This is a genomic window from Methanomassiliicoccales archaeon LGM-DZ1, from assembly GCA_030168595.1.
Classification (GTDB): Archaea; Thermoplasmatota; Thermoplasmata; order Methanomassiliicoccales; family Methanomethylophilaceae; genus Methanomethylophilus.
The window spans coordinates 1,173,556-1,189,664 of sequence record CP115556.1 but is presented as its reverse complement, the minus strand read 5'-3'; the positions used below and the strand labels follow the sequence as shown (position 1 = coordinate 1,189,664).

Annotated in this window: 18 protein-coding genes; 8 read left to right on the top strand and 10 right to left on the bottom strand. The window is 62.9% G+C overall.

The genetic code is table 11. From position 1 onward, the window contains the following. Positions 1-71 precede the first annotated feature (71 nt). A complete protein-coding gene (locus O8W32_05790; GenBank protein ID WII08683.1) occupies positions 72-1,418 on the top strand; it encodes a single-stranded DNA-binding protein in 1,347 nt (448 codons plus the stop codon). Continuing rightward, a complete protein-coding gene (locus O8W32_05785; GenBank protein ID WII08682.1) occupies positions 1,415-2,356 on the top strand; it encodes a glycerol dehydrogenase in 942 nt (313 codons plus the stop codon). Before O8W32_05790 ends, O8W32_05785 begins: the two co-directional genes overlap by 4 nt. A 70-nt stretch (positions 2,357-2,426) precedes the next feature. On the opposite strand, the gene amrB is transcribed toward O8W32_05785, so the two are convergent. From amrB to O8W32_05770, 3 genes are all read right to left on the bottom strand, one after another. Further along, complete coding sequence (gene amrB, locus O8W32_05780; GenBank protein ID WII08681.1) at positions 2,427-3,245, bottom strand: AmmeMemoRadiSam system protein B; 819 nt, start codon at positions 3,243-3,245, stop codon at positions 2,427-2,429. A gap of 64 nt (positions 3,246-3,309) precedes the next feature. Beyond that, the gene (gene rpsB / locus O8W32_05775) at positions 3,310-3,936 is read right to left on the bottom strand and encodes a 30S ribosomal protein S2 (protein ID WII08680.1); all 627 of its coding nucleotides are present in this window, start codon (positions 3,934-3,936) and stop codon (positions 3,310-3,312) included. A gap of 12 nt (positions 3,937-3,948) precedes the next feature. Further along, positions 3,949-4,119, bottom strand: a complete 171-nt coding sequence (locus O8W32_05770; GenBank protein ID WII08679.1) for a DNA-directed RNA polymerase subunit K — start codon at positions 4,117-4,119, stop codon at positions 3,949-3,951. Positions 4,120-4,257: 138 nt separating this feature from the next. Here O8W32_05770 and O8W32_05765 point away from each other — a divergent pair, with 138 nt between their 5' ends. Further along, positions 4,258-4,779, top strand: coding sequence for a DUF2240 family protein (locus O8W32_05765; GenBank protein WII08678.1), 522 nt, complete (start codon positions 4,258-4,260; stop codon positions 4,777-4,779). 118 nt (positions 4,780-4,897) lie between these two features. On the opposite strand, the gene O8W32_05760 is transcribed toward O8W32_05765, so the two are convergent. After that, positions 4,898-5,422, bottom strand: coding sequence for a multiprotein bridging factor aMBF1 (locus tag O8W32_05760; protein ID WII08677.1), 525 nt, complete (start codon positions 5,420-5,422; stop codon positions 4,898-4,900). Positions 5,423-5,638: 216 nt separating this feature from the next. Between O8W32_05760 and O8W32_05755 the strand changes: the two genes are divergently transcribed. Both O8W32_05755 and O8W32_05750 read left to right on the top strand, forming a co-directional pair. Then, positions 5,639-6,841, top strand: coding sequence for a proteasome-activating nucleotidase (locus tag O8W32_05755; protein WII08676.1), 1,203 nt, complete (start codon positions 5,639-5,641; stop codon positions 6,839-6,841). A gap of 72 nt (positions 6,842-6,913) precedes the next feature. After that, complete coding sequence (locus O8W32_05750) at positions 6,914-7,915, top strand: radical SAM (GenBank protein ID WII08675.1); 1,002 nt, start codon at positions 6,914-6,916, stop codon at positions 7,913-7,915. 8 nt (positions 7,916-7,923) lie between these two features. Here the strand turns inward: O8W32_05750 and O8W32_05745 are convergent, their stop codons facing one another. Next, complete coding sequence (locus O8W32_05745; protein WII08674.1) at positions 7,924-8,703, bottom strand: ATP/GTP-binding protein; 780 nt, start codon at positions 8,701-8,703, stop codon at positions 7,924-7,926. A gap of 174 nt (positions 8,704-8,877) precedes the next feature. Between O8W32_05745 and O8W32_05740 the strand changes: the two genes are divergently transcribed. From O8W32_05740 to O8W32_05730, 3 genes are all read left to right on the top strand, one after another. Beyond that, on the top strand, positions 8,878-9,504 hold the full coding sequence (locus O8W32_05740; GenBank protein ID WII08673.1) for a DUF998 domain-containing protein: 627 nt from the start codon (positions 8,878-8,880) through the stop codon (positions 9,502-9,504). Continuing rightward, complete coding sequence (locus tag O8W32_05735) at positions 9,501-9,878, top strand: hypothetical protein (protein WII08672.1); 378 nt, start codon at positions 9,501-9,503, stop codon at positions 9,876-9,878. The genes O8W32_05740 and O8W32_05735 overlap by 4 nt, the downstream gene beginning before the upstream one ends. Positions 9,879-9,977: 99 nt before the next feature. Beyond that, positions 9,978-10,640, top strand: a complete 663-nt coding sequence (locus O8W32_05730) for a DUF120 domain-containing protein (protein WII08671.1) — start codon at positions 9,978-9,980, stop codon at positions 10,638-10,640. 56 nt (positions 10,641-10,696) lie between these two features. On the opposite strand, the gene purQ is transcribed toward O8W32_05730, so the two are convergent. Genes purQ through O8W32_05705 form a run of 5 tightly spaced genes read right to left on the bottom strand, consistent with a single transcriptional unit; the run spans position 10,697 to position 16,060 of the window. Further along, complete coding sequence (purQ, locus tag O8W32_05725; GenBank protein ID WII08670.1) at positions 10,697-11,515, bottom strand: phosphoribosylformylglycinamidine synthase subunit PurQ; 819 nt, start codon at positions 11,513-11,515, stop codon at positions 10,697-10,699. Next, positions 11,512-13,830, bottom strand: a complete 2,319-nt coding sequence (gene purL, locus O8W32_05720; GenBank protein WII08669.1) for a phosphoribosylformylglycinamidine synthase subunit PurL — start codon at positions 13,828-13,830, stop codon at positions 11,512-11,514. The genes purQ and purL overlap by 4 nt, the downstream gene beginning before the upstream one ends. A 4-nt stretch (positions 13,831-13,834) precedes the next feature. After that, positions 13,835-14,074 carry a phosphoribosylformylglycinamidine synthase subunit PurS gene (gene purS / locus O8W32_05715; GenBank protein WII08668.1) on the bottom strand — a complete coding sequence of 80 codons (240 nt, stop codon included), beginning with the start codon at positions 14,072-14,074 and terminating at the stop codon, positions 13,835-13,837. 56 nt (positions 14,075-14,130) lie between these two features. Then, a complete protein-coding gene (locus tag O8W32_05710) occupies positions 14,131-14,898 on the bottom strand; it encodes a tRNA (adenine-N1)-methyltransferase (protein ID WII08667.1) in 768 nt (255 codons plus the stop codon). Positions 14,899-14,926: 28 nt separating this feature from the next. Further along, positions 14,927-16,060: a glycosyltransferase family 87 protein gene (locus tag O8W32_05705; protein ID WII08666.1), complete on the bottom strand. Its 1,134-nt coding sequence runs from the start codon at positions 16,058-16,060 to the stop codon at positions 14,927-14,929. Positions 16,061-16,109 lie beyond the last annotated feature (49 nt).

The window sequence follows — 16,109 nt, the reverse complement described above, 5'->3', positions numbered from 1 at the left end:
TCCGAGTACAGCGGAAACCTGCCCAAAAAGCATGTAAAAACCTCGCTGAAAATGAACAAGAGGGAGATAGAATGGAGGATTCCGGGAAGATCGACATAGGGCCGATCGCCGAGGAGATATTCGGCGCGCTCGGCGGAAAGGTCGACATGGAAACCATCCGCAAGGAAGCGGACACGTACATCAATGTGTACCATATAGAGCCTGAGACCGCCAAAAGCGGCATCATGAAGAAGCTCGGCGGCAGGAAACCGTCGGACGGCGTGCAGGTCTCGTCGTCGGGCGTGACCAAGAAGGTCGGGGAGATCACCGGGACGGAGATGAACGTCACCGTCACCGCGAAGATACTCTTCGTCGAGAAGAGGGAGATCACCGCCAGAGGCGTTCCCAAGACCATCATTTCCGGGATATGCGCGGACGATACCGGCTCCATACCGTTCACCATCTGGAGCGACGAAGGGGAGTACGAGAAGGGTTCTGTGTACACGTTCAAGAACGCCTACACGAAGAAGTTCCGCGACGCGCCCCAGCTCAACATCGGCAACCGCGGGAAGGTCATCCCCGCGCCGGACGTATCGTTCGGATCGATCAGCCAGAGCTCGGAGGCGGTTTCGCCCCAGGCCAAGCCTGTCAAGATTTCCGAGATAACTGATAAGAGCGGGAACGTCTGCATCACCGGCAAGATCATAGACGTCGCCACCAGGGAGATCTCGATCAAGGGAGAGCCCAAGACCGTCTGGTCCGGCACCATCGCCGACGACACCGGCAAGATCACCTTCACCGCCTGGAACGATTTCAAGCTGCGCGAGGGCGAGAACGTCAAGATCGCCAACGCCTACATCAGGGCCTGGAAGGGCATACCCCAGCTCAACATCGACAAGACCACGGTCGAGGAGATCTCCGGGGAGATCCCCGGCGTGAAGGCCGAGGACAGCCAGAAGACGGTCGGCGAGATCGTCCGCATCGGAGGAGGCCTGGACATCGTCATCAAGGGCACGGTCGTGGACATCAGGTCCGGATCGGGGCTCATCGACAGGTGCCCGCAGTGCAGGCGCGCCATCAGCAACGGGGAGTGCGCCGTCCACGGGCCCGTCCAGAACCCGGTGAAGGACCTGAGGATCAAGGCCACCGTCGACGACGGCACCGGCGCCATCAGCGCCATCATCGGACGCGCCGACACCGAGAAGCTCACCGGCATGACCCTCGACGAGGCGGAGGCCCTGGCCGAGTCCTCCGGCAACCCCGGGGCGGTCGCCGACAGGATCGCCTCCGCGCTGGTCCTCAAGAGGGTCACTCTCAAAGGGAACGCCATGACGGACGACTTCGGCCCGTCGATCATCGTCCACAGCGCCCAGCTGTCGCCGGTGGACGTGAAGGCGGAAGCGCGTAAGCTGTACGAGGAAGTGGAGGGATCGCTTTGACCAACGCAAGAGAGACCGCGTGGAGGGTTTTCTCCACTGAACTGAACAGTGCCAGCTACGAGATCAAGGCCGAGGCCGAGAAGATGCCGTCCTATCAGCTCAGCCGCCTGGGGGCGCGCATCAACCGCGTCCTCATCGCGGGCATCCTGACCGAGAAGGAGAACGTCGGCACCGACGACGAGCCCATGTGGAGGGGCAGGATCCAGGACGTCGCGTCCGGGACCGTGTACATCAACATCGGGAGGTTCCAGCCTGACGCGGCGGCCGCCATGGCCAAGATCGAGGCTCCGTGCCTCATCGCGGTCATGGGGAAGGTCAAATCGTACACCACCGAGGACCAGAGGACCTTCGTATCCGTCCGCCCTGAGAGGGTGGTGCCCATCACCGAGAGCATCCGCAGCGAGTGGCTCCTCGACACCGCCCGCTCCACCTGGGACAGGATGGTCAAGATGCAGAAGGCGCTCAAGGCCGAGGACAGGTCCGCCGAGGGGCTGAAGAAGACCGGCCTCTCCGACACCGAGGCGGCCGGCATCAGCCAGGCCATCGAGGTCTACGGGCCCCCCGAGGCCGGGACCTACCTGATCAGCATCCAGAACGCCCTCAGGGCAATCCTCCCCGATGACAACATCGATCTGGGTCTTCCGGAGGATTCCGTGCCCGAGGGGCCCGAGGAGATAGACATCGACGTCCAGCCCGGGGACCCCAAGGCCGCCGCGGACGCTTCCCCCTCTTCCGAGGACAGGGAGGCCAAGGAGGCCGCCGTCCTGAAGCTCATCAAAGAGCTCGACACCGACGGCAAGGGCGCGGCCCGCGACGAGCTCGAGCGCAGGGCAGAGCAGGAGGGCATCTCCAGCATGGAGCTCGAGGAGATCACCGACGGCCTGCTCAACAAAGGGCTCGCTTACGAGCCCAACCTCAGATACGTCAAGGTCATCTGAGCTTTAGGCGGGAGACCGCCGGGCCCGCACCCCGGTCCGGGGCGCGGGCCGATAAATTCTGATCCGGGCATCAGTGCCCGGGCTTGTACATAACGGCGGAGCCGTATCCCACGCAGCTGCCGGCGCCCATGCCCAGGGTCACCGACGAATCCGTGCTGTCGAGGATGCTTATCCTGCCGGGCGCGGACAGCATCATGGCGACGGCGATGGGGCCGTAGCCGCACACGGTGAGGGATTCCCTCCTGACGATGTCGAAGACCGCATCGGGGTTCCCGGATGCGACGGCCCTGAGGAAGCCGGCATCGGCGCTCTCCGCGTAGGAATGGGGCACGTAATGGACCAGGTCGCTCGAGGCCACGATGACCACGTCGTACCCTGCACAGGCCGTTCTTATCGACTGTGCCAGGCGCTCGGCCGCGCCGGGGTTCTGCCTGCTCATGATGACAGGGACCACCTGCGCCCCGGGATCGATGTACTGTATGAACGGCATCTCCACCTCTACGGAGTGCTCCCTGAGGTGCGCCCTCGGGTCGTCGGGGATGAGTTCTCTCAGCCTCATCGCGATGTCCTTATGGACGGGGACGCGGCCCATGGGAGTGAGGTAATCGTCGCTGCACATGACGCTCTCATAGGGCACGCCGTAATGGTCGGGGCCGATCACGATGTACGCGTCCGGCCGGCCGTCCTCGGCCAGGGCCTTGAAGGCGTGGGCCGCGCACATGCCCGAGCATTCATAGCCGGCATGGGGGGCCAGGACCGCCGATATCGACCTCTTCCCGGTGCATTCGCCGGGCTCGCCGGGGCCGGACCTGAAGCACCTGGCGACGGACGCCCTCAGCTCGGAGGGGTCGGAGGGATAGAAACTTCCAGCAACTGCGGGACTGCGCATATGAGGATAATAGAAGAAGGAACCTAAAGGGTTTAGGGCGGGGGCTCGGGGCCCCCGGTCCGGCTCAGTACTTGGCCTCGAAGTCGTCGATGGTCAGGGTGAACTCGGAGGCGTCCTTGATGTCTCCGCGGGCAAGGAGGACCTCGCGGGCAAGGAGCCAGTAGATGCACGCCAGGGAGCGCCTTCCCTTGTTGTTGGTGGGGATGACGAGGTCGACGTTGCGGGACTCGTTGTTGGCATCGCAGAGGGCGACGATCGGGATCCCGAGGTTGAGGGCCTCGTTGAGCGCCTGCTTGTCGGCGGCGGGGTCGGTGACGACCAGCACATCGGGCTCGACGAAGGAGGGGTTGGCGGGGTTGGTCATGGTCCCGGGGACGAAACGTCCGGCGAACGCAGGGGCGCCGATGGCCTTGGAGAACTCCCTGGCAGGGCGCTGTCCGTACTGCCTGGCGGAGGCCACGAGGATGCGCTGGGGGTCGAACCTGGAGAGGAACTTGGCCGCGGCGCGGATCCTCTCGTCGGTCTTGGTGACGTTGAGGACGTAGAGTCCGTCCTGCCTCACCTTGTAGATGAACTGCTTCATGTCGGCGCTCTTGTACTGGGTACCGATGTGCACTCCGGAGGTCAGATAGATGTCCTCGGGGACGAGGAGCTCCTGGGTAATAACCTGCACGTCATCATTGTCTGCCATGTTTGTCACCTTTCAGTTTTTAACGACCGTGATCGGGATCACGTCTTCTTTGAATTCCAGCATGGCGATGTCGATGGGGTCGATCATATCCGAAGGATAGTCGACCAGGACAGGTGCGCCGTAGGATATCTGAAGCGCGCGGGCTCCGATGATCCTAGCCTTCTCAAACCTAGTGTACTTCATAAGGTCACCACACTGAATCGATTCGCCTCTAGCCGCATGTCCGTTATAAACCTTTCTTTCTGTTAGTGGAATATCAAATAACGCACGCGCGCGTATAACGCGCACATCATATAAACGGGAACAGAGTACGAGGCACGGATGTCAGACGAGATGAGCATATGCGCCGCTGCGCTCTTCCGCAGCAAAGGCAAGGACGCGATGACCCCGAAGGAGATGAGGATGTACATCTCCCTGGACCTCAAATGGATGTCCGCGAAGGAAGCGGATGCCCTGATCGCGGCCATGATCTCCTCCGGCGCGATGAAGCAGGCCGGCGGGTACATAAGGCCGGGAGCGGACTACTCCGGCCTGCAGGTCCCCATCGCCTACCGCCCTTCCGAAGCTCTCAGGAAAGCAGCTGCCACAGGAAAGCAGCCGGCGAAGATTGCGAAGACCCAGACGCCGCCGGCCGCCGATTCCGAGGACATGTTCCCGAAGCTCGTCGCGCTCTCCGGAAAGTACGGATGGGACAACCGCGGGAAGTTCATCTCGGAATGCAACAGCATCAAAAGGAAACTCAGCACGGACATCTCGGTCGCGGCGCTGCTCGTCCTGAGGGACTCAGGTGCGGACGTGAAAGCGCTCGCCGGCGAGATCTACGAGAAGATCGCTGTGCACTGACAGCTGAATGAGCGCGGCCGGACGGATGGATATGCGGGCCCGGCCGCCTGCTCCGGCATCCTGTTCAGGATGCATTATAAAAACCGCCGGAAAGGCCCGGCGGAAAAGGTTTCCTGGATCAGTTCTTCTTTTTATCCTTCTCTTCCCTGATGATGAAGTTCCCGAGGGTCATGCCCTTGGCATCTCCCCTGGCGTTCACGGAGCCGCCCTCCTGGACGATCTCGGTGAGCTTGATGCCGAGGGCCTTCTCTAGCTTCTTGATGAGCTTCTCATCGGGAACGAGGTTCTGGGCCTCGACCTTCTCGAGGATCCCCTTCTTCTCGTTGATCGACTTGGCGAAGGACTCCATGTCGAGGTTCTTCTTCTCGCGGGCCTTCCTGATCGCCTTCCCGTAGTCCTCGATGAGGGCCACGGAAGCGGTGCCTGCATAGATGTCCTTGGTCTGCATGCGCCTCTGGCGCTTCTCCAGCCTCTGCTGGATGATCGCGCTGTTGCTTTCGAAGCTGCGACCGCCGTCCTCCTCGCGGGGGGCGTGGTAATCGTCGCCGAACCTCATGCAGTTCGGGCACAGGTTGAGCTTCGCTCCCTGCACGACCATGAGGCGGGTGGTGGGCACGTCCTTGCCGCACATCTCGCAAATCATGCATCTTCCATGTTTGCACTCGTAAATATAGTTAATCAGCGTACCGAGCTCTGCAGGGCCGTGATCCCTAGAACAAGGTTTTTATGAAGTGCAAACCGCATTTCCGGCATCGCGACTGTGCCAGACTGCAGGAAGAGGCCGGGAATCAGACAGATGTACTTTCCTGCGTGTAAGTTCGGCTTTAATAAAAGCGAACGCCATCACCTCGTGTTTGATATGCCCGAGGAAAACGAGACCGACGATTTGAAAGCGAAGGTTGTTTCGCTCGAAGAGCGCAACGTGCGCCTCATGCAGGACCTTCAGAACGCTGAGAACTCGAAGCGCGCGGCAGAGAGCGAACTCTTCAGGCTGCAGAAGGACATGGCAAGGGTCAGGGGCGAGCTGGAGAGACTCAAGACCCCTCCGCTGGTCATCGGCAGCCTCCGCGACATCCTCCCCGACGGGAAGGTCGTCGTCAAGAGCTCCAGCGGCCCCGACTTCCTTGTGGGAGTGTCGGACTACGTGGACCGCAAGGACCTCATCCCGGGCTCCAGGGTCACCCTCAACAAGCAGTCCCTCGCCGTCATGCAGGTGCTGCCCAGCGCCATCGACCCCGTCGTCTCCGGCGGGGAGATCCTCGAGAAGCCGACGATCACCTACAAGGACGTCGGCGGTCTGTCCAAGCAGATGAGGGAGCTGCGCGAGGCCGTCGAGGACCCCCTGCTCCGCCCCGAGCTCTACAAGAAGGTCGGGATCGAGCCTCCGAAGGGCGTCCTCCTGGTCGGCCCGCCCGGCACTGGGAAGACCCTCATGGCCAAGGCTGTTGCGAACGCCACCAACGCCACCTTCATCAGGCTGGTCGGCTCGGAGCTCGTGCAGAAGTACATCGGAGAGGGCGCGAGGCTCGTCCGCGAGCTGTTCGAGCTCGCCAAGGAGAAGGCGCCTTCGATCATCTTCATCGATGAGATTGATTCCGTGGGCGCGAAGAGGGCCGACGTCGCCACCTCCGGCGACCGCGAGGTCCAGAGGACCCTCATGCAGCTCCTCGCCGAGCTCGACGGGTTCACCCCCACCGGCAACGTCAAGATCATCGGAGCCACCAACAGGCCCGACATCCTCGACGACGCCCTGCTGAGGCCCGGGAGGTTCGACAGGATCATCGAGGTCGGCCTGCCTGACATCGACGGCAGGGAGCAGATTTTCAAGATCCACCTGAAGCACATGAACGTCTCCAAGAAGGTGGATGCAAAGAAGCTCGCCGAGGCGACCGAGGGCGCTTCCGGAGCGGAGATCAAGAGCATCTGCACCGAGGCCGGTATGCTGGCCATCAGAGCGGGCCGCGACACCGTCAGCCCCGAGGACTTCGCCGAGGCCAGGGACAAGGTCATCGCCACCGACAGGAACAAGGTTAAGGCCCCTCCGGCGTACCTCTACGGATGAGCCGGAAGGGGAGCCTTCCCCTCCTGGCACATCCCTCAAACCTTTTATCGGTTCTTCTCGATAATGCCGCCCATGTTCGACAGCAGAGCGGCGGACCTGCTCTCCAAAGGCTATTACAAGGAACGCCTGGAGCCTGACGAATGCAAGTACCTCCTGACCTTCAGGGACAGGTCTCCCGAGGCGGCCATGGCCGTCTCCCTGGCGGACAGGCTGACCAGGTCCGAATGCAAATCGACCGGCCTGATGGTGGCCGAGATCCCGGTCTCCACCGGCCCCTGCCCCGTGGGCTGCAGGTTCTGCAAGTGGGCCGAGAGCACCACCGATTCGCTCTTCTGGGACATCGACGGGGATGACCTCGCCCGCAGATGCCGGGAGCTCGGGGCGTTCTCCGACGTGAGGAGGATCAAGCTGTCCACCATCGGGGACACGGACATCGGCAGGCTGGCGGAGCTAGCCGGCATCGCTGCGGATTCCGCGCCCAAAGGGACCGAGATCTACGTCGACACCCGCGACCTCGACGCCTCCGAAGCAGGCACCCTGAAGGATGCCGGCGTGGCCGGCGCCTACCATTCGGTCCGCCTGGGCGAGGGGACGGAGACCGGCGTCTCGGCCGAGAAACGCCTGGACACCATCAGGGCCCTCATCTCGGCGGGCCTGCGCACGGTGGCCGGGACCGGCCCGATAGGGCCCGAGCACACCCCGAAGGAGATCGTCGACCTGTTCTACGCCACCGACGGGATGGGATGCGACGGAATGCAGGTGTACCCGCGCGAACCGGCCGAGGGCGCGCCCCTCTGCGGTAACGGCAAGATCCTCCCGGCCCGCATGTCCCAGATACGCGCCGTGCTGACCCTGGCCATGTCCCGTTACGACTTCCCGGCGTTCGAGCCCTACCGCGGCACGTTCGTCGAGGGCAGAAACGTGGCGAACTTCGTCTACGGCGCGAACGGAAAAGAAGAGCTCAGGGCGGCCCGCAGGAAGCTGTTCAATGCCGGCTACGACGGAATCGCCAGGGCTGACGGCAAGCGTGCCGACCTCACCCTGGCATACCTGAAGCAGACGGGCTCGATGTGAGCCTGAACTCACTCGGTGTCCGAGTCGTCCTTCTCCGCGTCGTCCCCGCCGTGGAACTGGAGCTGGACGGCCGCGTATATCTCCTGCAGGCCGATCTCCTTCTCCGCGGACACTCCCCTCATCTCGCCGAAGACGCCGGTGTCCTCTAGCGCGCGGAAGAGCTCCATACCGATGACGGACTGGGGGTCCTTGTCCTCGTCCAGCAGGTCGCCGTACAGGGTGTCCGGGTTGTTGTACCAGTCGATGATCCTGTCGGAGTCCTTCTCCCTGAGGGTGTCCACCTTCGAGAGGAGGTTGATCATCGGCATGTCGAGCCTGAACTGCACCAGGGCGCCCAGGGTCATGGCCGAGACGAAGCCGTTGGCGGATTTGTAGAGGGTCGGGTCGGAGAGGTACGCGATGATGGACCTGTCCTTGCCGAGGGCGTCGATGACGATGTTGGAGCTCTCCCTGAAGGCGAAGAGCTCCAGCTGTCCGGGCGTGTCTATGAGGACGTAGTCCACGTCGTAGGAATCGAGGGCGTCGCTTACCTTGCTGATGTTGACCGCCATCAGGTCGGCCGCCACAATCTGCGCCCCGTTGGGACCGAGGCCGTACTGGGACATCACCTCGTCGAGGTTTATCCACTCCCTGATGTCTATGTCCGGCTGATAGGGGAGCTTCTCTGCCCCGGGATCGAGGTTGACGGTGCAGGAGTCGATCTCGTTGTCGTCCAGCCACCTCTTGAAGGCCCCGACCATGGTGCTCTTCCCGCTCCCGGCGGTTCCCACGAAGTAAACGTTGTTCATGAGTATCTCGCCCGTGAGGACGGAAGGAGCGGATATAGCACTTTCCTTCGCATCGGCCGCGGAAGGTAAGCCCCGGCCCCTGTCAGGCGCACGGCCGGCACGGGGAAATTCCGGAGTCTGGGGGCGGTTGGGTGTGAGCAAGGTTAATAAAATAACATAGAATACGTGGCTCCCATGAATGCGGATGCAAAGAAGCACGCCGCCGCTTTCGGATGGTTCGGAATCTGCGCAGGAGTCGCTTTCTGCTTTATGTGGCTCGCCTGTTACGGCGCGGATTCCTCCTGGGAATGGGGGACCAACGCCCTCTCTGACTTCGGGGTATCCGATACCGACGCCGCGACTTATTTTGAATGGGGATGCGTCATTTCTGCCATCCTTCTCGCCTTCTTCGGACTCGGCGAGGCCCTGAACGACAAGAGAAAATCCGGATATCTGGCCGAGGGGATCCTCCTCGCGCTTGCCGGGATATGCCTTATCTTCGTCGGATTCTACGACTCGGACTACGAGGGCGGGGACATCCACGAATTCTTCGCCGTCCTCGCCGCGACGCTCTTCGCTTTCGCCGCCGCGTCCTGGGCCGCCCAGACCTGGTACGACGGGAAGGTCATCGTCGCCGGTGCGGCAGTGGTCCTCTTCTGCGTCTCCCTCTTCAGCGCGTTCGGTTTCGCGGAGGAGGAGTGGGAGGTCATCAGCATCGTCGCCGGGCTCGTCTGGCTCTTCATCGCCGCTTCTTACACGATCGGCGTGAACGTCCAGCCTAAGAACCCCGTTTCCGCTATCGGCAAGGAGGCCGTCGAATGAAACTCAACAGCACCATCAAGGCCGGACAGGCCCTCGGCATCATCGGCGGGATCATCGCCGTCATCGGACTCGTACTGTATCTGGACCTCGAAGGCGACGGCGCCATGGACTCCCTCGGGACCGCGGCCCTCATGCTGCTCGTCATGTGCCTGTCCTTCGCCCTCGCAGGCGCGTTCGGGATGCACGGGCAGTGGAACTGGAACCTCCTCATGTTCATGAACTTCCTGACCCTCGGAGTCATCGCCGGCGCCACCGCCGCCCAGTACTTCGAGCTCTGGTTCGGATGCGTCGAGTTCGTCTGCATCGCGCTCATCTGCGTGATCTCCTACAGCAAGGACGGCAAACTCTGGACTGCCGAGCCCCACGAGGCCTGATCCAAACTTCAACACCGGCCTTCGGGCCGGTACTTTTATGTTCATTCTCCTTCGGAGATTTAGTTATCTTTAAACAATTGAACCAACATTCGTCGGGCAATGTCCTTGGACGAGAAATACACCTTCGCTTTGCGGAAACTCGCGCTTCTCGGAGGGCTCGATGACTACATCGCCGTCTCCTCAAGGGAGCTCGGAGATGCCCTGGAAATGAGCCAGCAGTCGGCATCCAAACGCATCCTCGAACTTCTCGACCAAGGCCTCATCGTGCGCGACCTGGGGGCCAGGAAGCAGCGCATAAAGATCACGCCGTCCGGTTCGGAGGCCCTTAAACAGGAATATAACGAATACAGGAGGATCTTCGAGCTTACGGACCACATAACCATACACGGCACCGTCAAGGACGGGCTCGGCGAAGGCGGATATTACATCGGCCAGAAAGGATACGTCGACCAGTTCGTCGACAAGCTCGGCTTCAAGCCGTTCAACGGCACGTTCAATGTCGCCGTCGACAAGGAGGACATCGGGAAGCTCGATGTCATCCGCGCCACCGCCGGGATCTTCATCAAAGGGTTCACCCACGACGGGAGGACCTTCGGAAACGTCATCGCTTACAAAGCGAGCATCAAGAACCTCGAATGCGCCGTCGTCGTCCCGGAGAGAACGATCTATGCGGACGTCATCGAGATCATATGCCAGTACCACATCAGGCGCACTCTCGGCCTGAGCACCGGCGACAAGGTCGAAGTTAAGATCGTCCTTTGAAAAAAGATCCCGCCGCGTTTGCGGCGGGAAGATGGGGGCGGGACCCGCCCGCTCCCTCACCTCTTAGAGAGATAGTCCATCACGGACTCGAAGACGGCCTTCCCGTCGCCGTCCTCGGATGCATGCCCGCGGGTCCAATCCGCATTGTTGTAAGCGGTCATGACCCTCTCGGGGTGGGGCATCATGCCCATGACGTTGCCCTGGGAATTGCATATCCCGGCGATGCCCGAGGGCGAGCCGTTGGGGTTCCACGGGTACGGGGCGGGCCCTCCGTCCGGGCCTGCGTACCTGAAGACGACCTGGTCGGCATCCTCCAGTTTGGAGATGAAGTCCGGGTCGGCGCTGAGGAGTTTTCCTTCAGCGTGGGCCACGGGTATCTTGAGGAGGGACCCTTTCGCGATCTTGCCGGTGAAGGCGCACTTCCCGCGGTTCTCCATGCGGAGCACCGACGGGCGGCATTCGAACCTGCCGGAATCATTGGTATAGAGGGCGGCCGTCGGCTCCGGGTCCATCTTCGCTCCGAATCCCGGCAGGAGGCCGAGCTCCACCAGGATCTGGAAGCCGTTGCATACGCCTAGAACCGGCTTGCCTTCGTCCACGAACTGCTGGATCTCCTTCGACATGCCGGCCTTGATCCTCGCGGCGAAGAGGGCGCCCGCGCGCACGTAGTCCCCGGCGGAGAACCCTCCGGGGAAGGCAAGGGCATCGTAATCCTCCAGGCTGCGCTTCATCTCGGGAGCGCACTGACCCAGGAGCTGCTTCAGGTGGACCTTCTCCGCCTTGGCGCCCACGGATTCGAAGGCCTCGGCCATCTCGTCCTCGCAGTTCGTCCCCTCGATCCTGATGACGCATACCCTGACATCCTCTGCTTTCACTTGGATCCCCCCATGATCTTCCAGATGGGATCGCTCCACGCGGCCCTCAGCTCCCTGACCGGCACCTCTTCGGAACCGATGACCAGGGAATCGCCCTTGGTGAACCCTATCGGGACGGCGGCATCGCCCATGAGGGCGGTGAACGCATCGGCATCCCCGGCATCGACCTCGGCGATCCACCTGGACGCCGATTCGGAGAACAGCTTGGCCTCTTCGGACGGCCCTTCGACCGCGGTCATGTCGAGCACGGCACCGACCTGCCCGGAGATGCACATCTCGGCGACCGCTATGGCTATCCCTCCGTCGGAGCAGTCGTGGCAGCTCAGGACGAGCCCTTCGGACATCGCCTTCAGCAGCCTGCCGGAGACCTCCTTCAGCCTCTCCGGGACGCAGACGGGGACCTCCCCGCCGGCGCCGCCGAACTTCCTGAACAGGAGCGAGGCGCCCATCTCGTCCTTGGTGTCCCCGATGGCGAAGATGCAGGACCCGGTCTTCTTGAAGTCCGCGGTGACGCTCTTCCTGACATCCTTCACGAGCCCGCAGCAGACGATCATCGGCGTGGGCAGGATGTGCTCCCCGCCGGGGGCCTGGTTGTACATCGACACGTTGCCGGAGGGGATCGGTATCCCGAGCCCCCTCGCCATGTCGCCGATGCCGCGGACGGCCTCCCTGAACTCCCCGAGCCTGTCGGGGTTCTCGGGATTGCCGAAGTTGAGGCAGTCCGTGAAGGCGTTGGGCTCCCCTCCCACGGCGACGACGTTCCTGTACGCCTCGTCGATGGACGCCATGCCGCCCCTGTAGGGGTCGGCGGCGGTGAACCAGGGGTTGCAGCCGACGGCAGCGGCCAGCCCGTTCCACCTGTCGTGGACCGGCCTGAGCACGGATGCGTCGCCCGGCCCGGCAGCGTTCATCCTGCCGACCAGCGGGTGGACGACGGTCGACGCCCTGACCTCGTGGTCGTACTGCCTGATGGCCCACTCCTTGGACGCCACGTTGGGGTCCGAGAGCATGGCCAGGATGACCTCTTTGAGGGAAGGCAGCTTGGGGAAGACCTCATCCTTCTTGGAGGGAGGCTTCGGCAGGTTGAACGGCCTCTTGTACATCGGGCCGCCGGTGAGGAACTCGATATCCATGTCGAAGATCTTCTCGCCGTTCCAGAACAGCCTGGTCCTGCCGGTGTCTGTCGTCCTGCCGACGGCCGTGGCGGTGATGTCCCAGAGGTCGAAGATTTTCATGATCTCGTCCACGTTCTCGGGCTTGCAGGTGCACATCATGCGCTCCTGCGACTCGGAGACCCAGATCTCCCAGGGCGCCAGGCCGGATTCTTTCAGGGGGACCTTCTCGAGGTCCACGTCCGCCCCGCATCCCTTCTCGATGGCCATCTCGCCGACGACGCAGGAGAGCCCTCCGCCACCGAGGTCCTTCATGCCGGTGACGAGGTGCCTCCTCGCCAGCTCCGTGCAGGCATGGATGACCGGCTCCTTGGTGATGGGGTCTCCCAGCTGGACGGCGCCCCTGGAGTCCTCCTCCGAATCAGAGGTTATGTCCTTGGAGGCGAAGTTCACGCCGTGGATGCCGTCCCTCCCGGTCCGGCCGCCGAAGAGGATCATGACCTCCCCGGGCCCGGCCGCGTAGTTCTTCAGGAGGTCGCTCCTCTTGACGATCCCGAGGCAGCAGACGTTGACCAGGCAGTTCCCGGTGTACTTCTCGTCGAAGAAGATCGCTCCGGAGATGGTCGGGATCCCGATCCTGTTGCCGTAGTCCCTGATGCCGGACACGACGCCGCTCATCAGGTACTTGGGGTCCTTGATCCCCTTCGGCAGGCTGACCTGCCTGTCGATGGGGCCGAAGCACAGCGGGTCGATGAGCCCGATGGGCTGCGCACCCATGCAGATGACATCCCTGACGATGCCGCCGATGCCTGTCGCCGCCCCGCCGTAGGGCTCGATGGCGGACGGGTGGTTGTGGCTCTCGATCCTGAGAGCATACCCGTAGTCATCATCGAACACCATGACCCCCGCGTCCCCGCGGGAGAGGATGTCGTCCCTGTCGAGACCGAAGACGAACTCCTTGAGGAAGGTCTTGGAGCTCTTGTAGCAGCAGTGCTCGGACCAGGCCTGGCCGAGGGACTGCAGCTCCGCATCGGTGGCGTCCCTGCCCTCGTCCTCGAAGTACTTGCGGACGGTCTTCATCTCGTCGAGGGAAAGGCCGAGCGCCATGGAGGAAGATATCTCCTCCAGTTCCGCGTCCGACGCGCCCCTGATCTTCACATCGCAGAGATCGTAGGGGGCGTCGCGTTTGACCATCAGCCCCATCGGATCATCTCACGGTGACGCTGTAGCTCTGAACGACAGGATTGGCGAGGAGCCTCCTGCAGTACTCTTCGCCGGCCTTCTTCGCCTCTTCGGCGGGCATGTCGAGGTCCATGACGAAGGTCTTCACCGATTTCACGGACCTGATGCCCTTGAAACCCAGGGACTCGAGGGTCTTCATGGTGTTGGATCCCTCCGGGTCTGCGACCCCTTTCTTCAGCTCGATCCTGATATCGATTACTGTCATCGGGCGCTGTAACGCGCGCGGTTATTATAAACGTTCAGACGCACGTCGGACCGAGGTCAGACCGAGCGCTTCCTGGCGAAGGTCAGGTAGCCCGTGTGGCCGAGCATCTCGAAGCTGGGGCGGGTGCCGCCCTCGTGGACCTCCATCCCCCGGCGCATGACCTCGAACGAGCGGACATCGGCGAAGCCCCTGTCCCTGAGCGCCCTGACGGAGAGCTCGAGCTGGTTGACGTTCGGGACGTAGGTGCATATCCTCCCGCCGTTCCTCAGATGGGGGACCAGGTTGTCGAGGGCGTTCTCCGCGTCCGGCATGTCGGTGATGAGGGCGTCGGCGTTGTCGAATTCGATGGGGGCATCCCTCGCATCTCCGATCTGGCACGTCCAATATTGGTCGAGCCCGGTCCTCTTCACGTTCCTGAGGGCACGGTCCGCGTTCTGCTGCTTGAACTCGACGGTATGCACATGCCCCGTCGGGGCGACGGCGTTCAGCAGGGCGGTGGTCAGCCCGCCGGAGCCGGCCCCGACCTCGATCACCCTGCTCCCGGCGCGGATGTCGCATTCGAACAGGATCTCGCAGGCGTCCTTGGGGGTGATGATCTGCGCCCCCCTCTCCAGGGACTCCATGAGATCGACCGTGCCGGGGCGGAAGACATTGAACCTCTTCCCGACGATCTCCACCATGTCCCCGTCATCTTTGCCGCAGAAGCGGCTGCCGTCGATGACCCCCAGGCCGCCGAGCTTGACCATGGAGTTCTGGAGCCTGAAGAAGTACCTCCTGCCGTCCTCTCCCTGGAGGTAGAGGTATTCGCCTTCCTGGAATGCCATGGTCCACCAGACGCTGCCGGCGGTTATATCATTGACGGCGCGGGAAAGCAAGGCGGCGGCCCGAGAGCATAGATATTATGCGCAGGGCGAACCACAGGAGGAGCAGGTTGCGGACCAGCACGGACAGGGCCGCGGCGGCCTCCCCTATGCCGAAAAGGTACCAGACCATCAGCGGGAGCAGGACCGGGAAGAGGGCCAGGTAAGCGGCCTGCATCCTCAGGCGGGCGGAAGGCCCCTTCTCGCCCATGATCGCGAACGGGAGGAGGGTGACGATCCACAGCATGTACTGGGTGGAGAAGACCATGTAGCTGAGCAGGACGGCCAGCACGGTGAGGCAGGAACCGAGCGCGAGGACCCTGGCGGGGCCGCCGGCGGAGGACCTCTTCCCGAAGACCCAGACAGCGATGTACGACAGGATGCACATGGCCGCGACAACCCATATCCATCCGTCCCGGAGACCGGCCAGGGGGCCCTGCGTGATGATGTAGGTGTGGGCGCTCTCGGCCACCCCGTAATCGGATATACCCAGGAGGCCCAGCAGATGGGTGATGTTCCCCGGAACGCTCTCGGCCTGGAAGCTGCGCCCGGTCTGGCTCAGGAAGGCCTCGCTCAGCCCGGACATCGGGACGCCGGCGGCCAGCATCAGCAATGCGGCAGCAACGCCCAGCCCGGCGGCCGCGGCGATGCCCTTCAGGATCCCGATGCGGCGGTCTCCGCCGGGCGCGAGATATGATGCCATCAGGAAAACCGGGATCAGGAAAACCGGGTAGATCTTGACGAGCGCTCCGAGAACCAGCATCAGGTACGATCCCGTCCTGCGCCCCGATAGCCAGAGCCACATCGCCGACAGCACCGCGGCAGCGGCCGCGATGTCGAGCTTCTTGGTGAGCTCCGTGGAGTACATCAGCAGGACGATGAAGTACAGGGCCGCCGCCCTGAAACCGTCCAGCCCCATCCTGGAGGCTGTCCTGGAGACCAGGAGGACGGTTAGCCAGGCGATGGCCAGCATCTGCGCCGAGAAGACAGCGTAGAACCCTTCGGCGGTGCCGGAGGCCAGCCCCGGGATGATGAAGAGGGCCAGGGCCAGCGGGGGGTAGGAGAAATTGAAATCGCGGTACGGCAGGGCGCCGCCCTCGATCAGCTGCCATTTGGCATACCACACTTCGGCGTCGTCCGCCGGCCCCAGGACGGCGTTGCAGAATACCCAGACG